The 17,811-nt window shown below is 73.0% G+C and carries 11 protein-coding genes, 1 tRNA gene and 1 pseudogene; 6 read left to right on the forward strand and 7 right to left on the reverse strand.

All coding sequences use genetic code 11. From position 1 onward, the window contains the following. Positions 1-136, forward strand: a pseudogene (locus EPD83_RS17780) (IS256 family transposase); the annotation flags it as partial. A 799-nt stretch (positions 137-935) separates the two neighbouring features. Here EPD83_RS17780 and EPD83_RS17785 read toward each other — a convergent pair. From EPD83_RS17785 to EPD83_RS17795, 3 genes are all read right to left on the reverse strand, one after another. Continuing rightward, entirely contained in the window at positions 936-2,993 is a 2,058-nt protein-coding gene (locus EPD83_RS17785) for a vWA domain-containing protein (protein ID WP_128367640.1), read from the reverse strand. Next, the gene (locus EPD83_RS17790) at positions 2,986-4,410 is read right to left on the reverse strand and encodes an AAA family ATPase (protein WP_128367641.1); all 1,425 of its coding nucleotides are present in this window, start codon (positions 4,408-4,410) and stop codon (positions 2,986-2,988) included. The genes EPD83_RS17785 and EPD83_RS17790 overlap by 8 nt, the downstream gene beginning before the upstream one ends. 76 nt (positions 4,411-4,486) lie before the next feature. After that, complete coding sequence (locus tag EPD83_RS17795) at positions 4,487-4,981, reverse strand: YajQ family cyclic di-GMP-binding protein (RefSeq protein ID WP_164896598.1); 495 nt, start codon at positions 4,979-4,981, stop codon at positions 4,487-4,489. 61 nt (positions 4,982-5,042) lie between these two features. Here EPD83_RS17795 and EPD83_RS17800 point away from each other — a divergent pair. Further along, a tRNA-Tyr gene (locus EPD83_RS17800) sits at positions 5,043-5,123 on the forward strand. 62 nt (positions 5,124-5,185) lie between these two features. Here the strand turns inward: EPD83_RS17800 and EPD83_RS17805 are convergent. Beyond that, on the reverse strand, positions 5,186-6,223 hold the full coding sequence (locus EPD83_RS17805) for an alpha/beta hydrolase (protein ID WP_128367256.1): 1,038 nt from the start codon (positions 6,221-6,223) through the stop codon (positions 5,186-5,188). A 131-nt stretch (positions 6,224-6,354) separates the two neighbouring features. Here EPD83_RS17805 and EPD83_RS17810 point away from each other — a divergent pair, with 131 nt between their 5' ends. Continuing rightward, on the forward strand, positions 6,355-6,849 hold the full coding sequence (locus tag EPD83_RS17810) for a DinB family protein (protein WP_128367257.1): 495 nt from the start codon (positions 6,355-6,357) through the stop codon (positions 6,847-6,849). 94 nt (positions 6,850-6,943) lie between these two features. Continuing rightward, a complete protein-coding gene (locus tag EPD83_RS17815; RefSeq protein ID WP_165566951.1) occupies positions 6,944-12,475 on the forward strand; it encodes an ATP-binding protein in 5,532 nt (1,843 codons plus the stop codon). Positions 12,476-12,563: 88 nt separating this feature from the next. Here the strand turns inward: EPD83_RS17815 and EPD83_RS17820 are convergent, their stop codons facing one another. Together EPD83_RS17820 and EPD83_RS17825 are read right to left on the reverse strand one after the other, a co-directional pair. Continuing rightward, complete coding sequence (locus EPD83_RS17820; RefSeq protein WP_128367950.1) at positions 12,564-14,267, reverse strand: sodium:solute symporter family protein; 1,704 nt, start codon at positions 14,265-14,267, stop codon at positions 12,564-12,566. Further along, complete coding sequence (locus EPD83_RS17825) at positions 14,264-14,539, reverse strand: DUF4212 domain-containing protein (protein WP_128367949.1); 276 nt, start codon at positions 14,537-14,539, stop codon at positions 14,264-14,266. The genes EPD83_RS17820 and EPD83_RS17825 overlap by 4 nt, the downstream gene beginning before the upstream one ends. Before the next feature lie 284 nt (positions 14,540-14,823). Here EPD83_RS17825 and EPD83_RS17830 point away from each other — a divergent pair, with 284 nt between their 5' ends. Both EPD83_RS17830 and EPD83_RS17835 read left to right on the forward strand, forming a co-directional pair. After that, positions 14,824-15,234 carry a hypothetical protein gene (locus EPD83_RS17830; protein ID WP_164896654.1) on the forward strand — a complete coding sequence of 137 codons (411 nt, stop codon included), beginning with the start codon at positions 14,824-14,826 and terminating at the stop codon, positions 15,232-15,234. A 552-nt stretch (positions 15,235-15,786) separates the two neighbouring features. Continuing rightward, entirely contained in the window at positions 15,787-17,373 is a 1,587-nt protein-coding gene (locus tag EPD83_RS17835; protein ID WP_128367646.1) for an HNH endonuclease signature motif containing protein, read from the forward strand. Positions 17,374-17,412: 39 nt separating this feature from the next. Here EPD83_RS17835 and EPD83_RS17840 read toward each other — a convergent pair. Next, positions 17,413-17,811 (reverse strand): GNAT family N-acetyltransferase (locus EPD83_RS17840; RefSeq protein ID WP_165566952.1); only part of this gene is annotated, 399 nt, incomplete at its 5' end.

Below are 17,811 nucleotides of genomic sequence, written 5' to 3' on the forward strand. Positions count from 1 at the left end.
CCGCCTCATCGGAGCCGTCCTGGCCGACACCCACGACGAGTGGGCCACCGACGAACGCCGCTACCTCTCCGAGGCATCCATGGCCAAGATCGGCACAACCGGCAATGATGACCACGTCGCCCTCAGCAAGGGCTGACCGGTAGGCATCGAGATGACCTCAAAGCCCACCACTCCGCGGGACTCTTACCGACGTCCGCCCTCCGACTTCTGGCTTCCGCCTTCCGCCTCCCGCCTCCCGCCTCGCGCCTCCCGCCTCCCGCCTCAGTAGGTAACCCCGGTGAGAGATGCATCGGGATCGGAAGCGATCCGTTCCGCCGCGGGAGCGTTTGCTATGAGGGACACCGTCCGACTTCCGCCCTCCGCCTCCCGCCTCCGCCTCCTACCTTGGTGGGTGCCCCTGGTGGGAGATGCGTCCGGATCGGAAGCAATCCGTTCTGCTGCGGGAGCGTTCCCACGAGGGACACCGTCCGCCTTCCGCCCTCCGCCTCCGCCTCCTGCCCCAGTGGGTGCCCCTGGTGCGAGATGCGTTCGGATCGAAAGCGGTCCGTTCCGCTGCGGGAGCGTTTGCCGTGAGGGACCCCATCCGACTTACCCCCGCTCCTCGCCTCCCGCTCCCGCCTCAGTGGGTGCCCCTGATGGGAGATGCGTCCGGATCGTGCCCCTGGTGGGAGATGCGTCCGTGTCGGAAGCAATCCGTTCCGCTGCGGGAGCGTTCCCCACCAAGGACACCGTCCGACTTCCGCCCTCCGCCCCAAGGAGGACACACCGGCAGAAGACGCATCCGGATAGGGAGCGATCCGCTCGGCGGCGCACTCTGCCTCCCGCGCCAGAGGGCAACGCTTGGGAGCAGGCACCACCGCGTCGCGGGCGGAGCCTTCTGCCTCCGGACGGACCCGACCGGCAAGGCTCAGCCGGCCCGGCTCACTCGGCTCGGCTCAACCGGCCCAGAAGCCGCGACCCTCGAACAGGTCGCGGTAGGAGCCGAAGGCGGCCTGGCCGCCGGTGCGCCCGCCGAGGTAGGACCCGACGACCGCGGCCCCGAGGTCGCCGAGCTCCGGGGCGACGACGTGACCGCCGGCCCGCCGCGCCATCGAGTCGACGAACCGGGCGAGCCCGGGGTCCTCGCCGAGCCGGAAGAACGTCACCTGCGCGCCGAGCCGGGTCGAGGCGTCGAGCTCGTTGACCGCGAGGGCCAGGGTGCGCGGGTGCGGCGGGTAGTCGAAGAAGACCGACCCGCCGGGCTCGAGGTGCGAGGTGGGCTCGCCGTCGGTGACGACGAGGAGCACCGGCTGGGCGTTCGGGTGCCGGCGGAAGTGCCGGTTGGCCAGCAGCAGGGCGTGGTGCAGGTTCGTGCCCTTGTCCCACTCGGCGTCCAGCGCGGTGAGGGTCTCGATGTCCATCGTCTGCGCGTAGCGGGCGAAGGACACCAGCTGCAGGTGGTCGTTGCGGAAGCGCGTGGAGATCAGCTGGTGCAGCGCGAGCGCGGTGCGCTTCATCGGCACCCAGCGCCCGTCCATGGCCATCGAGAACGAGGTGTCGACGAGCAGCGCGACGGCGGCCTGGGTGCGCGCCTCGGTCTCGGTGACCTCGACGTCGCCGATCTGCAGCCGCAGCCCGCCGCGCGGGTCGCCGCCCTCACCGGCCACCCGGGTGATGGCGTTGGTCATCGTGCGGGTGGTGTCCCAGGGCTCGGTGTCGCCGAACTCCCAGGGCCGGGTCGCGCCGCTGGCCTCGCCGGCGGCGCCGGCCTGGCGCACGTCCCGCTGTCCGCCGCGGTTCGACAGCCGCCCGGCGACGTCGCGCAGCAGCGACTTGCCGAGCTCGCGCATCGCCTTGGGGGAGAGCTTGAGCGACCCGTCGGCGGAGCGGGTGAGCATGCCGGTGTCGCGCAGCGCGCGCTCGAGGTCGGCGAGGGCCCGGGCGTCGACGGCGGAGTCCTGCCCGAGCTGACGGGCCAGGGCGTCGAGGTCGACGTCCTCCATCCGCGCGCCGGGGTTGCTCTGCGACAGCTGCTCGGCGAGGGCGTCGAGCTCCGCGAGGTCCTGGAGCACCCCGGTCCCGTCGCCGAGGCCGAGGCCCTGCTCGCCCTCGAAGCGCTCCGAGCCACCCCAGTCCTCGCCGGGCCGCAGGCCCTGGAGCAGGCCGTCGATGCGCGAGAGCGACTCCATGAGCTGCGGGCTGCCGAACGCCTGCTGCGAGAGCTCCATGAGCTCCTGGCGCTGCTCCGGGCTCATCGAGTTCATCATCCGCTGGGCGGCGGCCGCCCGCTGGGCCAGGGCGTCGACCAGCTCGTCGACGTCCTTCGGGTTCTCCGGGAAGAAGTCCCCGTGCTGGTCCATGAACTGGCGGAACTGCTCGGAGGTGTCCTCGCCGCGCGCGTGGGCCTCGAGGAGGTCGCCGAGGTCGCTCAGCATCTCGTTGACGGCGGCCCGGTCGGCGTCCGAGGCGTTCTCCAGCGCCTGCTTCATGCCGGCGAACCGCTGGTCGAGCATCTCGCGCCCGAGGAGGTCCTTGATCTGCTCGTACTTCTCCCGGCCCTCGGAGGAGCGCCACGGGTAGTCGGACAGCTCGCTGACGGCCGCCGCCGGCGTGGGCGGCAGGTTCTCGATGCGCATCTCGGCGAAGCGGGCGTCGTCGTCGAGGTCGCGGGCCAGCTGCTTGCGCTCGGCCAGCACGGCCTCGTCGAGCAGCTCACGGACCTGCTCCATCGTGCCGTCGAGGTTGTTGCGCTTGAGCATCTCGCGCCGCTTCTCGGCGACGCGCCGGGCGAGCTCGTCGAGGCCGGTGCGCTCGCGGGTGCCCTGCCGCAGGAGCTCGCGCATGGCGCGCTCGGGGGAGTAGCCGGCCATGACGTCCTCGCCGATGGCGTCGAGCGCCTCGCGCAGGTCGACCGGCGGGGCAAGCGGGTCGCCGCCGGTGTACCGGGTGAAGCGGGACCGGCCGCCGGCGGCGGGACCCCTGGCCGCGGGACCCCCGGCGGGCCGGTCAGCCATAGACGGTCTCCTGGCCGTCGCTGTCCTTGCCGATCCGGCGGGCGAGGTAGAGACCCTCGAGCGCGAGCTCGATCGCGCTGGCGATCTCCCCGTCGCTCCGGGCGCCGAGCCGCTCGCTCACGGTGTCGTAGACGTCGGACTCGCCGAGGACGGGCAGCCCCTCGAGGAACTCCCGGGCGCCGACGCGTTCGCCGGTGGTGACCATGGCGCCGTTCTCGATGGCGTCGACGAGCAGCGCGAGGTCGACCCCGCCGAGGCGGTTCCGGCAGGTCTCGGCGGTGGCGGAGCGCAGCAGGTGGCCGAGGATCTCGCGCTCGCGGCCCTCCTCCCCGGTCTCGAGCTCGACCTTGCCGCGCAGCACCTCGAGGGCGGCCTCGAGGTCGACGACCCGGGCCACGGCCTGCTCCTCGCCCTGGGTGGTGGCCCGGCGCAGGGCGGCGGCGGCGACGGTCTCGGCGGCGGCGATGGCGAAGCGGGCCGAGACGCCGGAGCGCTGGTCGACCGAGCCGGAGGCCCGCAGCCCACGGGTGAAGCGGGCGATGATCTCGACGAGCGCGTCCGGCACGGTGGCGACGAGGTCGGCCTCCTGGCGGATGACCGCGACCTCGGCCTCGAGCTCGCGCGGGTAGTGGGTGCGGATCTCGGCGCCGAAGCGGTCCTTGAGCGGGGTGATGATCCGGCCGCGGTTCGTGTAGTCCTCGGGGTTGGCCGAGGCGACGACGAGGACGTCGAGGGGGAGGCGCAGCACGTAGCCGCGGATCTGGATGTCGCGCTCCTCCATGACGTTGAGCATCGCGACCTGGATGCGCTCGGCGAGGTCGGGCAGCTCGTTGACGGCGACGATGCCGCGGTGGCTGCGCGGGATGAGCCCGAAGTGGATGGTCTCGGGGTCGCCGAGGCGGCGGCCCTCGGCGACGCGCATCGGGTCGACGTCGCCGATGAGGTCGGCGACGGAGGTGTCCGGGGTGGCGAGCTTTTCGGCGTACCGGGCGTCGCGGTGGCGCCAGGCGACCGGCAGGGCGTCGCCGAGCTCGGCTGCTCGCCGGCGGGACTCGACGGTGATGGGCTCGTAGGGGTGCTCGCCGAGCTCGGAGCCGTCGATGACGGGCGTCCACTCGTCGAGCAGCCCGACGAGGCTGCGCAGGAGCCGGGTCTTGCCCTGGCCGCGCTCGCCGAGCAGGACGACGTCGTGGCCGGCGAGCAGGGCCCGCTCCAGCTGGGGGATCACGGTGTTCTCGAAGCCGTGCAGGCCGGGCCAGGGGTCACGGCCCTCGCGCAGGGCGGCGAGGAGGTTGGCGCGGATCTCGTCGCGCAGCGAACGGGCCTCGTGCCCGGAGGCGCGCAGCTCGCCGACGGTGGCGGCGGACGGCGGCGGCGTGTGCGGCGTGGTGGCCGCGGGAACCGTGGGGTCGCTCATCACTTCACGCTACGTCAGCCTCCCGACATCCGGGAGACCGGAGGGCGGGTTGGACAGCGCCCGCCCGCGGCGGCCCTCAGCGGTAGTTCGTGTACGTGAGGGCGATGTCGAGGTCCTGCTCCTTGAGCAGCCGCTGCACGGCCTGGAGGTCGTCCCGGGACTTGCTCGTCACCCGCACCTCGTCGCCCTGGATCTGGGTCTTCACCGACTTCGGGCCCTCGTCGCGCAGGATCTTCGTGATCTTCTTCGCGTTCTCGCTCGAGATGCCCTCCTTGAGCGGCACGTCGAGCTTGTACTCCTTGCCCGACACCCGCGGCCCGGCCTCGGGCACCTCGAGGTGCTTGAGGGAGACCTTGCGGCGCACCAGCCAGGTCTGCACGACGTCGAGGACGGCCGTGCAGCGCTCCTCGGTGGAGGCCTCCATGCGGATGACCTCACCCGCGAGCTCGACGCTCGCCCCGACGCCCTTGAAGTCGTAGCGGGTGGAGATCTCCTTGGCGGCGTTGTTCACCGCGTTGGCGACCTCCTGCTTGTCGTACTGGCTCACGATGTCGAAGCTGCTGTCGGCCACGGGCCCTCCTGGAGACGATTCGGCGGCGCGGATGCGGCTTGCTATCCTTCCATGCGCACCAGGCAGGTTGCCCGAGCGGCCAATGGGAGCGGACTGTAAATCCGTCGCGAAAGCTTCGAAGGTTCGAATCCTTCACCTGCCACCCCGTGCCCGGAGCCCCGTGGTCGTCGTCGAGACGGCTGCGGGGCTCCTTCCGTCCCCGGCTCAGGTCGCCGGGCGGGCGAGGTCGGGCAGACCGACGAGGGGTCCGAGGCGGGCGTAGATCTGCGGGATGACGGCCGCGTTCTCGCCCTGGGGGTCGACGAGGTCGTGCTTCCAGCCGGTCGCACGGGGGATGACGACGTCCTCGCGCTCGACGCCCGGGAGGGTGAGGGCGGCACCGATCCGGTCGACCCCGACGTTGCTCACCGCGGCGTCGTTCTCGTTCGTCACGACGACCAGCCGCTCGAGCCGGGTCTTCCGTCGCGGGGGTTGCTGGGCGGCCCGGCCGACCGCCAGGTAGGCCCCGATCGAGCGCAGCGAGTAGCGGGGGTAGGCGTACGGCGGGTCGGCCAGCCGCTCCTTCTGCGCGGGGTCCCACCACAGGAAGACGTCCGGGGTGTAGCGGAAGGCCCGGGACACCGGCCCCACGCCGAACTCGGGGAGGACCCTGGGGACGACGAGCGGCGCGATGAGGGTGGCCTCGGCGACGTCGTCGCGCTCGGCGGCCAGCCACGCGGCGAGCGTCCCGCCCCCGGACAGACCGACGACGCTCACCCGCTCGCCCAGGCCGGCCGCGATGTCGGCCGCCTCCTCGGCGGTGTCGACGAGGGCGCCCGGCGTCACGGACGACAGGGCGTCGGTCAGCCGGTCGGCCTCGCCCTGTCCGGGCAGCCGCGGGACGACGACGCTCCACCCCGCCGCGGCGTAGGCGTCGGCGAGGGCGGCGAACTGCGCGGGGCAGTTGGTGTACCCGTGGAGCAGGACGACCGCGCGCGGGGTCCGCGAGCCGTGGACGTCGACCCGGCTGCGGCAGACCGGGTTGACGTCCGGGCCGTCCTGGGCGCGGAGGGCGTCGGCGCGACGCAGGGCGTCCTCGTACGAGGAGGCGGGGTCCATCTGCACGTCGAGCGAGTCGTCGAGGACCGGGGTGAAGAGGAGCACGGCGAGCACGACGACGACCGCCAGTGCCCCGGCGAGGACGACCGTCGAGCGGCGTCGACGGCGGGCCGGGACCGGCCCGGCCGCCTCGGGTTCGGACACGCGCGCATTGTCGCAGAGCCGGGGCCTGCGCGCATCCGCTGCGACGACCACGCGCGGCTCGACCCGCGGCCCGTCGGGCGCGACCTAGGCTGGAGCGACCGACCGGCGACCCGGAGAAGGGACCCCCGACCATGGCCGACACCCCGTCCGAGAAGGAGGTGCTGCTCGGCCACCTCGCGGCCCAGCGGCGTCACGTCCTCACCATGCTCGAGGGCCTGGACGAGGAGCAGCTGCGACGGGCGGTCCTGCCGTCCGGCTGGTCGCTGCTGCAGCTGGTGCACCACCTGGCGGTGGACGACGAGGCGTTCTGGTTCGCCTGTGTCGTCGGTGGCGACGAGGCGACGATCGCCGGGCTCGGGAACGGCTGGGAGGTCCCGAAGAACGCCACGGGCGCCTCGGTGGTCGGCACCTACGAACGGGCCGCCCAGCAGGCCGACGCCGTGCTCGCCGGCGTGGACCTCGACGACGCACCCGCCTGGTGGCCCGAGGACATGTTCGGCGCCTGGCGGATGGGGACGGTGCGCGAGGTCGTCCTCCACGTCCTCACCGAGACCGCGGTCCACGCGGGCCACCTCGACGCCGTCCGGGAGCTCCTCGACGGCCGGCAGTGGCGGGTGCTCGACTAGGACGCGCGTGACTCTGCGACCGCCCCGGAGACCGAGAACGAGCGCGGGCGAGCGCTACTCGCGCGTCACCCGAGATCGGTGGCAGGCTCGGCCCATGTTCGCGCGCATCGCCGTCGTCAACCGTGGAGAGTCCGCGATGCGGCTCGTGCACGCCGTGCGCGACCTCAACGCGGAGCAGCCGCCGGGGGAGCCGCGGACCGAGGTCGTCGCGCTGCACACCGAGGGTGAGCGGACGGCGATGTTCGTCCGCGAGTCCGACCTGGCCTTCGACCTCGGGCCCGCCTCGGAGCGTCCGTACCTGGACCTGGAGCGGCTGCGCACGGCGCTGCTGGAGACCCGCGCCGACGCCGTGTGGGTCGGCTGGGGCTTCGTCGCCGAGGACCCGCGCTTCGCCGAGCTGTGCCGCGAGATCGGGGTGACGTTCATCGGCCCGAGCCCCGAGGCCATGCGCAAGCTCGGCGACAAGATCGGCTCCAAGCTCATCGCCGAGGAGGTCGGCGTCCCCGTCGCGCCGTGGAGCCGCGGCGGCGTCGACACCCTCGAGGAGGCCAAGGCCGCGGCCGCCGACATCGGCTACCCGCTGATGCTCAAGGCGACGGCCGGCGGCGGCGGGCGCGGCATCCGCAAGGTCGGCTCCGACGCCGAGCTCGAGGACGCCTACCAGCGCACCCGCGACGAGGCCGAGCGCGCCTTCGGCTCGGGCATCGTCTTCCTCGAGAAGCTCGTCACCGGCGCCCGGCACGTCGAGGTGCAGGTCATCGCCGACGGCCAGGGCACCGCGTGGGCCATCGGCGTGCGCGACTGCTCGGTGCAGCGCCGCAACCAGAAGGTCATCGAGGAGTCGGCCTCGCCCCTGCTCGACGCCGATCAGGCCGCCGAGCTCAAGGCCTCCGCGGAGCGGCTCGCCGTCGCCGTCGGGTACGCCGGCGCCGGCACCGTCGAGTTCCTCTACCACCCGGGCGACCGGCTGTTCGCGTTCCTCGAGGTCAACACCCGCCTCCAGGTCGAGCACCCCATCACCGAGATCGTCACCCGCACCGACCTCGTCCGCCTCCAGCTCCACGTCGCCGAGGGCGGCCGGCTCGAGGGCGAGCGCCCCGAGGAGCTCGGGCACGCCGTCGAGGCCCGGCTCAACGCCGAGGACCCCGACCGCGACTTCGCGCCCGCCCCGGGCCGGATCGCCCACCTCGAGCTGCCCGCCGGCCCCGGCATCCGGGTCGACACCGGTGTCGCCGAGGGCGACTCCATCCCCGCGGACTTCGACTCGATGATCGCCAAGGTCATCGCGTCCGGTGCCGACCGGCAGCAGGCCCTGGCCCGGCTGCGGCGGGCGATGCGCGAGACGACCGTCGTCATCGAGGGCGGCGCGACGAACAAGTCCTTCATCCTCGAGCTGCTCGACCAGCCCGAGGTCGTCGACGGCACGGCCGACACCGGGTGGATCGACCGGGTGCGGGCCGAGGGCCGCCTCGTCGCCACCGAGCACTCCGGCATCGCCCTCGTCGCGGCGGGCATCGAGTCCTCCCTCGACGCCGAGCGGCTGGAGCAGACCCGCCTGCTGGAGACGGCACGCGGCGGGCGCCCCCAGGTGCAGCACACGGTCGGCCGGGCGGTCGACCTCACCCTGCGCGGCACGGCGTACAAGCTGACGGTGCTGCGCACCGGGCCCTCCCGCTTCCGGGTCACCGTGGCCGACCCCGCGGGGACCGGCGCCACGGTCGAGGCCGAGCTCGAGCGTCTCGGCACCTACGCGAGCCGGATCACCGTCGGCGGGCGCACCCACCGGCTCGTCACCGCCGCGCACGGGCCGGTGCAGCTCGTCGAGGTCGACGGCATCACCCACCGGGTGAGCCGCGACGAGGGCGGGGTGCTGCGCTCACCCGCCCCGGCGCTCGTCGTCGCGACGCCGGTGCCGGTCGGCGGCGAGGTCGCCGCCGGGAGCCCCGTGCTCGTCCTGGAGTCGATGAAGATGGAGACGGTGCTGCCGGCGCCGTTCCCGGCGGTCGTCAAGGAGCTGCTCGTCGCCACCGGCAGCCAGGTCGAGACCGGTGCGCCGCTGGTCCGCCTCGAGCCGGTGGGCGACGGCACGGAGGCCGAGGCCGTGGCGGGCGAGGCCGTCGACCTCGACCTGCCGGACCTCGCGAGCGACGGCGACGCCGCCGCCCGGGCCGCCCGCGGCCGCGCCGACCTCTCGGCGATGATCCTCGGCTACGACCTCGACCCGACGCACGAGGGCCGGGCCCTGGAGCAGTACCTCGCCGCCCGCGACGAGCTCGTGGCCGAGGGGACCCCGGCCGTCCGCGACGAGATCGGTCTGCTCACCTGCTTCGCCGACCTCGCCGAGCTCGGCCGCAACCGCCCCGTGGGGCAGGAGACGCACGTCGAGAACCGGGTGCACAGCCCGCGCGAGCACTTCCGCACCTTCCTGCAGACCCTCGACGCCGAGCGCGGCGGGCTGCCCGCAGACTTCGTCGCCCGGCTCGAGCGGGTCCTGCTGCACCACGGCGTGTCCGGCCTGGACCGCACCCCCGAGCTCGAGGCCGCGGTGTTCCGGGTGTTCCTCTCCCAGCAGCGCTCGGCGCCCGAGGTCGCGATGACCACGGCGATCCTGCGGCGCTGGCTGGCCGAGCCCGCCCCCGAGCCGCCGGACGACGCCCGCGTCCGCGACCTGCTGGACCGCCTCGTCGTCGCCACCCAGCTGCGCTTCCCGATCGTCGGCGACCTCGCCCGCAGCGTCCGCTTCCGCTGGTTCGACCAGCCGCTCGTCGACGCCGACCGCGCCTCCGTGCTCGGCTCCGTCGGCACCGAGCTGGAGGAGATCGACGCCCTCCTCGCCGGCCCGGAGCGCACCGCCCGGGTCGACGCCCTGGCCGCGATCCCCGAGCGGATCGTCCGCTTCCTCGGCGACCGGCTGCGCCACGGGGTGCCCGAGCGCGAGCCGATGCTCGAGGTGCTCGTCAAGCGCCACTACCGCGAGTACCACCTCGAGGGCCTGCACGAGGAGTCCGTCGACGGCCGTGCCGTCACGGTCGCCGACTACCGGCTGGACGAGCGCGACACCCGGCTGGTCAGCACCGTCGCCACGGCGGACGAGCTCACCCCCGACGGCCCGCTCGCCGGCCTGCTGGAGCGGGCCGTGGCCGACCGCCCGGACGGCCACGACGTCGTCGTCGACCTCTACGTCCACGACGCGGACGTCTCCGCCGACGCCGACGAGGCCGCCGCCGCGCTCGCGGCCCGGCTCACCCCGATGGCCTTCACCCGCAGCGTGCGCCGGGTCGCGGTCGGCGTCGTCCCCCCCGAGGGCCGCGAGGTCGGCTACTTCACCTTCCGCCCGCAGCCGGACGGCACGCTGGAGGAGGACCTCCCGGTGCGTGGGGTGCACCCGATGGTCGGGCGCCGCCTCAACCTCTGGCGGCTGCGCGACTTCGACCTCACCCGGCTCGACGCCCCGGACGACGTCCTCCTGCTGCACGCGGTCGCGCGGGGCAACCCCCAGGACCAGCGGCTCGTCGCCCTGGCCCAGGTGCGCCAGCTCGTCGTCGTCCGCGACGACGACGGCCGGGTGTCCTCGCTGCCGCACGTCGAGCGGGCCATCGCCAACTGCCTGGAGGCGGTCCGCCGGGCCCGCGGGTCGATCGGCGGCGGGGCGCGCCTCGACATGAACCACGTGTGGCTGCACATCTGGCCGCCGGTCGAGGCCGACCTCGACCAGCTGACCGCGCTCCAGGGCCGGATCGCGCCGATGACGGCCGGCGCCGGCATCGAGGAGGTCCGGGTCGAGGGCTCGATCGCGGGCGACAACGACCACACCGTCCCGATCTGCGCCCGGTTCACCTACCAGCCGGGCTCGGGCGTGACCTTCACCGTCGAGTCCCCGCCGACCGAGCGCCTGAAGCCCCTGGACGCCTACGCCGAGAAGGTCGTGCGCGCCCGCCGCCGCGGGTTGGTCTACCCCTACGAGCTCGTGTCGATGATCTCCGGCGGGGGCGGCGAGGCCGTCGAGTACGACCTCGACGACTCCGGCCGGCTCGCGCCCGTCGACCGGCCCTACGGCGAGAACACCGCCGGCATCATCTGCGGCGTCGTCACCACCCCGACCCCGCTGCACCCGGACGGCATCACCCGGGTCCTGCTCTGCGGCGACCCGCTGCGCTCGCTGGGCTCGGTGGCCGAGGCCGAGTGCCGCCGGGTCATCGCCGCCCTCGACCTCGCGCAGGAGCGCGGGCTGCCGGTCGAGTGGTTCGCCCTGTCCGCCGGCGCCCGGATCGCGATGGACTCCGGCACCGAGAACATGGACTGGGTGGCAGCCGCGCTCAAGCGGATCGTCGAGTTCACCCAGGCCGGAGGCGAGATCAACGTCGTCGTCGCGGGGATCAACGTCGGCGCCCAGCCGTACTGGAACGCCGAGGCGACGATGCTCATGCACACCCGCGGCATCCTCGTCATGACGCCGGACTCGGCGATGGTGCTCACCGGCAAGCAGTCGCTGGACTTCTCCGGGGGGGTGAGCGCCGAGGACAACTACGGCATCGGCGGCTACGACCGCGTCATGGGCCCGAACGGCCAGGCGCAGTACTGGGCCAAGGACCTGGCCGACGCCTACGGGGTGCTGCTGTCGCACTACGAGTCGACGTGGGTGGCGCCGGGCGAGGCCGGACCGCGGCGCGCGCCCACGACCGACCCGGTCGACCGCGACGTGACGACCTTCCCGCACGTCATGGAGGGCAGCGAGTTCACGACGGTCGGCGACGTGTTCTCGTCGACGAAGAACCCGGACCGCAAGAAGGCCTTCGACATCCGCACCGTCATGCGGGCCGTCGCCGACCAGGACCACGGGGTGCTCGAGCGCTGGGCCGGCATGGCCGACGCCGAGACCGCGGTCGTCCAGGACGCCCGGATCGGTGGCATCCCCGTGGCGCTGCTCGGCATCGAGTCGCGGACGGTGCCGCGGCGCGGGTTCCCGCCCACCGACGGCCCGGACACCTACACGGCCGGGACGCTGTTCCCGCGCTCGTCGAAGAAGGCCGCGCGGGCCATCAACGCCGCCTCGGGCAACCGCCCGCTCGTGGTCCTGGCCAACCTGTCCGGGTTCGACGGCTCCCCGGAGTCGATGCGCAGCCTCCAGCTGGAGTACGGCGCCGAGATCGGCCGGGCCGTCGTGAACTTCGAGGGACCGATCGTGTTCGTCGTCGTCTCCCGCTACCACGGCGGCGCGTTCGTCGTGTTCTCCAAGCGGCTCAACCCGCGGATGACGGTCCTCGCCGTCGAGGGGTCCTTCGCCTCGGTGCTCGGCGGCGCCCCCGCCGCGGCCGTCGTCTTCGCCCGCGACGTCGACGCCCGGACCTCGGCCGACCCCCGGGTCGCCGACCTCGAGGCCCGGCTGCGCGAGGCCGACGTCGCGCAGCGCCCGGTGCTCGCCACCGAGCTCGCGACGGTGCGCCAGGCGGTGCGGGCCGAGATGCTCGGCGTCGTCGCGGCGGAGTTCGACCGGGTCCACGACATCCACCGGGCGGTCGAGGTCGGGTCGGTGGACGCCGTCGTCGCGCCCGAGGAGCTGCGCCCGCGGATCGTCGCCGCGCTCGAGGCCGAGCTGGCCCCCGGCGAGGTGCCGGCCGCCGACTGAGGGGCGGTCGGCCGAGCGGCCCCGGACATGCCACCGGCCCGGTGACCTGAGCGGTCACCGGGCCAGGGCGTCCGGGGGAGGCGGACCGTCAGTGCAGGTCCTTGCCCTCCGCGTGCGCCGCGACGAGACGCGAGCGGCCGGGGTAGCGGATCTCCTCCACGAGCTCCTGCATCTCGGCGGACGGCTTCGGTGTCACCTTCGAGACCGCGATGGTCACGACGAAGTTGATGATCATGCCGACCGTGCCGAACCCGGTCTCCGGGATGCCGAAGATGCCGTCGGAGTTGCCGTAGATGTCGATCGTCCACAACATGTACGCCATCGTCACGCCGAGGCCGACGATCATGCCGGTCATCGCGCCGATGGCCGTGCAGTTCTTCCAGAAGATGCCGAGGACGAGCGCCGGGAAGAAGCTGGCGCACGCCAACCCGAACGCGAGCGCGACGACCTGGGCGACGAACCCCGGAGGGTTGATGCCGAGGTAGCCGGCGACGACGATCGCCGCCGCCATCGCGATGCGGCCGACGAGCAGCTGCTGCTTCTCCGACGCCTGCGGGTTGATCTTCTTGTAGTAGACGTCGTTGGCGACCGACGAGGAGATGACGAGCAGCAGGCCCGAGGCGGTCGACAGCGCCGCCGCGAGCGCACCGGCCGCCACGAGACCGACGATCGGGGCGGGGAGGCCGCCGATCTCCGGGCTGGCGAGGACGATGATGTCGTTGTTGATCGTCACGTCGGTGAACCTGATGACCGAGTCCGGGGCCAGCTCCGAGATCGGGGCCGCGGCCTCGCCGGCCTGGGTGATGAGGCCGACGCCCGCCCAGGTGTTGAACCAGTCGGGGGCCTGCGAGAGCGGGATGCCCTGGGTGCCGCCGAGCTCGTCGATGATGTTGTACTTCGAGAACGCCGCCACCGACGGGGCCGTCGTGTAGAGGATGGCGATGAAGAACAGCGCCCACAGCGCCGAGAACCGCGCCGCGCGCACCGACTTCGCCGTGTAGAAGCGGACGATGACGTGGGGCAGACCGGCGGTGCCGAACATCAGCGCCGCGGTGATGAGGACCATGTTCGCCCTCGAGGTCTGGGTGAAGGCCTCCGTGTACTGCGCGATGCCGAGGTCCTGCTGCAGCCCGTTGAGCTCGCTGAGGATCGTGCCGAAGCCGATCTGCGGGAGCGCGATGCCGGTGACCTTCGCGGAGACCGCGACCGCCGGGATGAGGTAGGCGATGATGAGCACCGTGTACTGCGCCACCTGGGTCCAGGTGATGCCCTTCATGCCGCCGAGGACGGCGTAGAAGAACACGATGGCCATGCCGATGATGACGCCGGTCGTCTTGTCGACGCTGAGGAAGCGGGTGAAGACGACGCCGACGCCGGCCATCTGGCCCGCGACGTAGACGAACGACACGACGATGGCCGCGACGACCGCGACGAGGCGGGCGGTCTCGTTGTACCGGTCACCGACGAAGTCCGGGATCGTGTACTTGCCGAACTTGCGCAGGTAGGGCGCGAGGAGCAGGGCCAGCAGCACGTAGCCGCCGGTCCAGCCCATGAGGTACACCGACCCCGCGTAGCCGTTGCCGGCGAACGCGACGATGCCCGCGAGCGAGATGAACGACGCGGCGCTCATCCAGTCCGCCGCGATGGCGGCGCCGTTGGCCGAGGCCGGGATGCCACCGCCCGCGACGTAGAAGCCGGCCGTGTCCGAGACGCGGCTGCGGTAGGCGATGACGATGTAGAGGGCGAACGTGATGACGACGAAGATCAGCGTCCACAGCTGGATGTCGCTCACGAGTGCACCTCGCTCTCGACCTCGTCGACCCCGAACTCCTTGTCCAGCTTGTCCATCTGCCACACGTAGACGGCGATGAGGACGACGAACACGATGATCGAGCCCTGCTGGGCGAACCAGAACCCGAGCGGGAAGCCGATGAAGCTGATGGTGTTCAGGGCGTCGACGAAGAGGATGCCGGCGCCGTACGACACCAGCGCCCAGATGACCAAGAGGACGGCCATGAGCCGTAGGTTTCTGCGCCAGTACTCTCGGCGCTGTGTGTCGTCCATCGGACGTCGCCTCCTTGCGAATCCGTGCGAGCCCCGTGTCCGGCTCGGCTGGCCGCCATGGAACAGGGCTCCTGAGAAGTTCTCAACAAGTGCGAGGCGGGGCGCGCCGAACCTGCGCCGAACGGCCCGCGCGGCCCGTCGGGTGGGGTCGCGGCACGACGAACGGTCGGTCCCGGCGGACGGTCGGTGCGCGGCGACCGCTCGTCGTGCCGGAGGGCGCGCTCGTCCCGCAGCGGGCGGGCCGCGGGGGACGGGTGCCAAGGGCCCGGCCTACCATCCGTGCCATGCAGACCACCGCCGCTCCTGCGCCCGCTCGTGTCCGTCGCCGGCTCGAGCCGGCCCGCAAGCGGCTGCTGCTCGCGTCGGGGATCGCCCTGCTCGGGGCCTTCCTGCCGTGGCTCTACACCGGTGTGGGGACGGTCAACGGGGCCCGCGGGGCCGGGCTGTGGGTGGCCTACGCGGCCTTCTTCGCGCTCGCCGGGGCACTGCTGCCGAAGCGCCGGCTGTCGGCGTTCCAGGGCGCGGTCCTCGCCGTCGTCGCCGCCGCGCTGTCGGTGTGGCAGGTCGTGCACCTCGCCTCGCTCGTCGGCTTCGCCGGCTGGATGCCGGGGCCGGGGCTAGTCATGTCCTTCGGCGCGGGGGTGCTCGCCGGGGTCGCGGCGCTCGAGCTCTGGCGTCGTCCCGTGGAGTGCTGACGTCCCCGACGTCCTCCCGCCGAGGGCTGACGTGTTGACGTCCTCCCGCCGAGGGCTGACGTGCCGACGTCAACCTCGGAGTGACGAGGCCTGAAGACGTTCTTGTGGACTGCGGTCTCGGTGGTCCCCATGGTCGGTCCGACCGTGACCGGCCGGCTGACAGCGTGGGGGCAGGGTCTCGACACCGGCTTCTTTCGGGGTCGTGGCTGGGTCGACGGCAGCCTGAGACGTGATCCGAGATGGGGGCGGTCGTGTCCGGCGGGCGTTCGGATCGTGGTCGGGTCCACGGCGGCCTGGGACGGAGTCCGTGGTGGGTCGTCTCACGGTGCCGGCCTCTTTGGGCGGGTGGCTCTCGAGCCAGGGGTTCGGCCTGCTGGAGGACGCTCTCGTGCTCGTTCTCGAGCCTTCCGAACACGGTCGTTCGAGCTGCCGTCGACGCGGTCTCCGGCCGCATTTTGACGCTCTGAAACTTCTTCTAATATCGTTCTTGCGCACCGTCTTACGGGCCTTTCGACTCTTGTCGTCGTACGCGTGTTCGGGTATGATCGGGGCATGGACCGGGGGGACGTGAGCAGCCGCATCGCCGCACTGCGCGGCGATGCGGTTCTGCTCGCGAAGGACCTGGCCGAGCACGGCCGGAGCCTGGATCCGCGGGAGGCGTTCGAGGTCGCCGGGGAGGCGCAGAAGGTCGCCAACACTCTGGAGGGTGTCGTCGCGGTGGCCGCGGCGTTCGGGGCGCGGTTCGAGAGCCGGATGGTCTCGGACCGGGTGATCGAGCGGACCCACCCGGTGGGGTTCGTCGACGGCATGGCGCCATCGATGCTGGCGATGGAGGCCGGGGTCACCGAGGGTGTCGCCGGTCGGAAGGTCCGGCTCGGGGCGAAGCTGTCCGCCCGCTTCCCGCAGGTCCTCGAGCTCGTGCTGGACGGTGGGGTGGCGGCGGTGACGGCGCACAAGGTCCTCGACGCCTGCGCAGGCCTCGACGTCGAGGCGTGTGGCCGGGTGGACGCCTCGCTCGCGCCGCGCCTGGCGGGGATGGACCCGGCGCGGGTGTCGTCCGAGACCCGCCGGATCGCGGCCCGGGTCGCCGCCGACCAGGTCGCCGAGCACGCCGCCAAGACCCGGAAGGTGCGGACGGTCGAGGTGTGTCCGAGCGAGGACGGCCTCACCGAGTGGTTCGCCCTGCTGCCCACCGCCACCAGCAAGGCCGCCTGGACCGCCGTCGAGTCTCTCGCCGCGGAGTACCGGGACGTCGACGACACCCTCACCGTCCCCGAGTCCCGGGCCGACGCCTTCGGTGACCTCCTGCTCCGCAACGTGAGCGTCAGCGCCCAGGTGACCCTCGGGGTCCCCGTCGTCACCGGCGCCCCCGACCCCGTGGCTGCACCGACCGTGCGGACGTTCTCCCCGCGGGACCCCGACGAGACGATCATCGACGCCACCACCGGTGAGGAGGTCCGCGTCGGCGACCTGCCCGCCGACACCCAGGAAGACCTCGGCTGGCACGAGTTCGCGGACTACGAGAGCGCCGACGGCCCCGGCGTGCCGACCGCCGTCGAGATGGCCCCGACCCGTCTCGGCGCCGACACCGGCGCCACCGCCTTCGTGTCCGGGGTGCAGCTGCCCGGCCTCGGCTGGGTCGACGCCACCACCGTCGCCGGCATCCTGTCCACCCTCCCCCTGCAGGTCGCCCGCGCGGTCCTGGACGCCGACACCGGCACCCTCACATCCATCACCACCGACGCCTACCGGCCACCGGCCAAGATGCGGCAGCTCGTGACCGTCCGGGACGGGACCTGCCGCATGTACGGCTGCACCCGCCCCGCCGAGAGGTGCGACCTCGACCACGTCCGGCCCTGGCCCACCGGCCCCACCACACCGGCCAACCTCGCCGGGCTCTGCCGACGCCACCACCGCCTCAAGCAGCAAGGCCACTGGCGGCCCACCCTGGCACCTGACGGCACCCTCACCTGGACCGACCCGTCCGGCCGGACCCGCACTACCGAGCCTGTTCACCGCACCCACCCCGACGACCCGCCTTTGACACCCCCACCGTCATCGGCACCGATGTCGTCGAACCCTCCGCACGAACGCAGCCCGCGCGGCGACGCGTGGGCCGACGTCCCGATCCCCTTCTGACGTCTCGACCGTCGCCCGCCCCGCCCTGCGCGGGCGACGTCACGGGCCCCCGGGGGGCCGGGTTCGGTCGAGTGGCGTGAGCATGAGCTCGCGGCGGACGGCGAACCCGGCCCGCTCGTAGAGGGACGCGGCGGCCGGTTGGGCGTGGACGGTGACCCGGAAGCAGCCGGCGCCTCGGGCGTGGGCGAGGGCCGCGTCCACGAGACGGGCGCCCAGGCCGGCGTCCCGGTGGTCGGGGAGGACGTAGACGGACTGGATGTCGCCGGTGAGGCGGTCGAAGGAGCGCGGGTCCGGGACGCGGGGGACCAGGACCAGCCAGGCCATCCCCACGTCCTGCCCGCCGACGGAGCCGAGGAACGGGACGATCGACGGGTGGGCCGTCATCCAGTCCCGCAGGCCGTCGGCGTACTCGTCGCGGGACCCGGCGATGGGGGCGTG

Origin of the sequence: Phycicoccus flavus, assembly GCF_004025965.2 — a bacterium.
Taxonomy (GTDB): Bacteria; Actinomycetota; Actinomycetes; order Actinomycetales; family Dermatophilaceae; genus Phycicoccus; species Phycicoccus flavus.

Coding starts and splice junctions, on each gene's coding strand:
- EPD83_RS17785 (WP_128367640.1), bottom strand. CDS start 2,993: ATGGCTGACCGGCCCGCCGGGGGTCCCGCGGCCAGGGGTCCCGCCGCC.
- EPD83_RS17790 (WP_128367641.1), bottom strand. CDS start 4,410: ATGAGCGACCCCACGGTTCCCGCGGCCACCACGCCGCACACGCCGCCG.
- EPD83_RS17810 (WP_128367257.1), top strand. CDS start 6,355: ATGGCCGACACCCCGTCCGAGAAGGAGGTGCTGCTCGGCCACCTCGCG.
- EPD83_RS17815 (WP_165566951.1), top strand. CDS start 6,944: ATGTTCGCGCGCATCGCCGTCGTCAACCGTGGAGAGTCCGCGATGCGG.
- EPD83_RS17825 (WP_128367949.1), bottom strand. CDS start 14,539: ATGGACGACACACAGCGCCGAGAGTACTGGCGCAGAAACCTACGGCTC.
- EPD83_RS17830 (WP_164896654.1), top strand. CDS start 14,824: ATGCAGACCACCGCCGCTCCTGCGCCCGCTCGTGTCCGTCGCCGGCTC.
- EPD83_RS17835 (WP_128367646.1), top strand. CDS start 15,787: ATGGACCGGGGGGACGTGAGCAGCCGCATCGCCGCACTGCGCGGCGAT.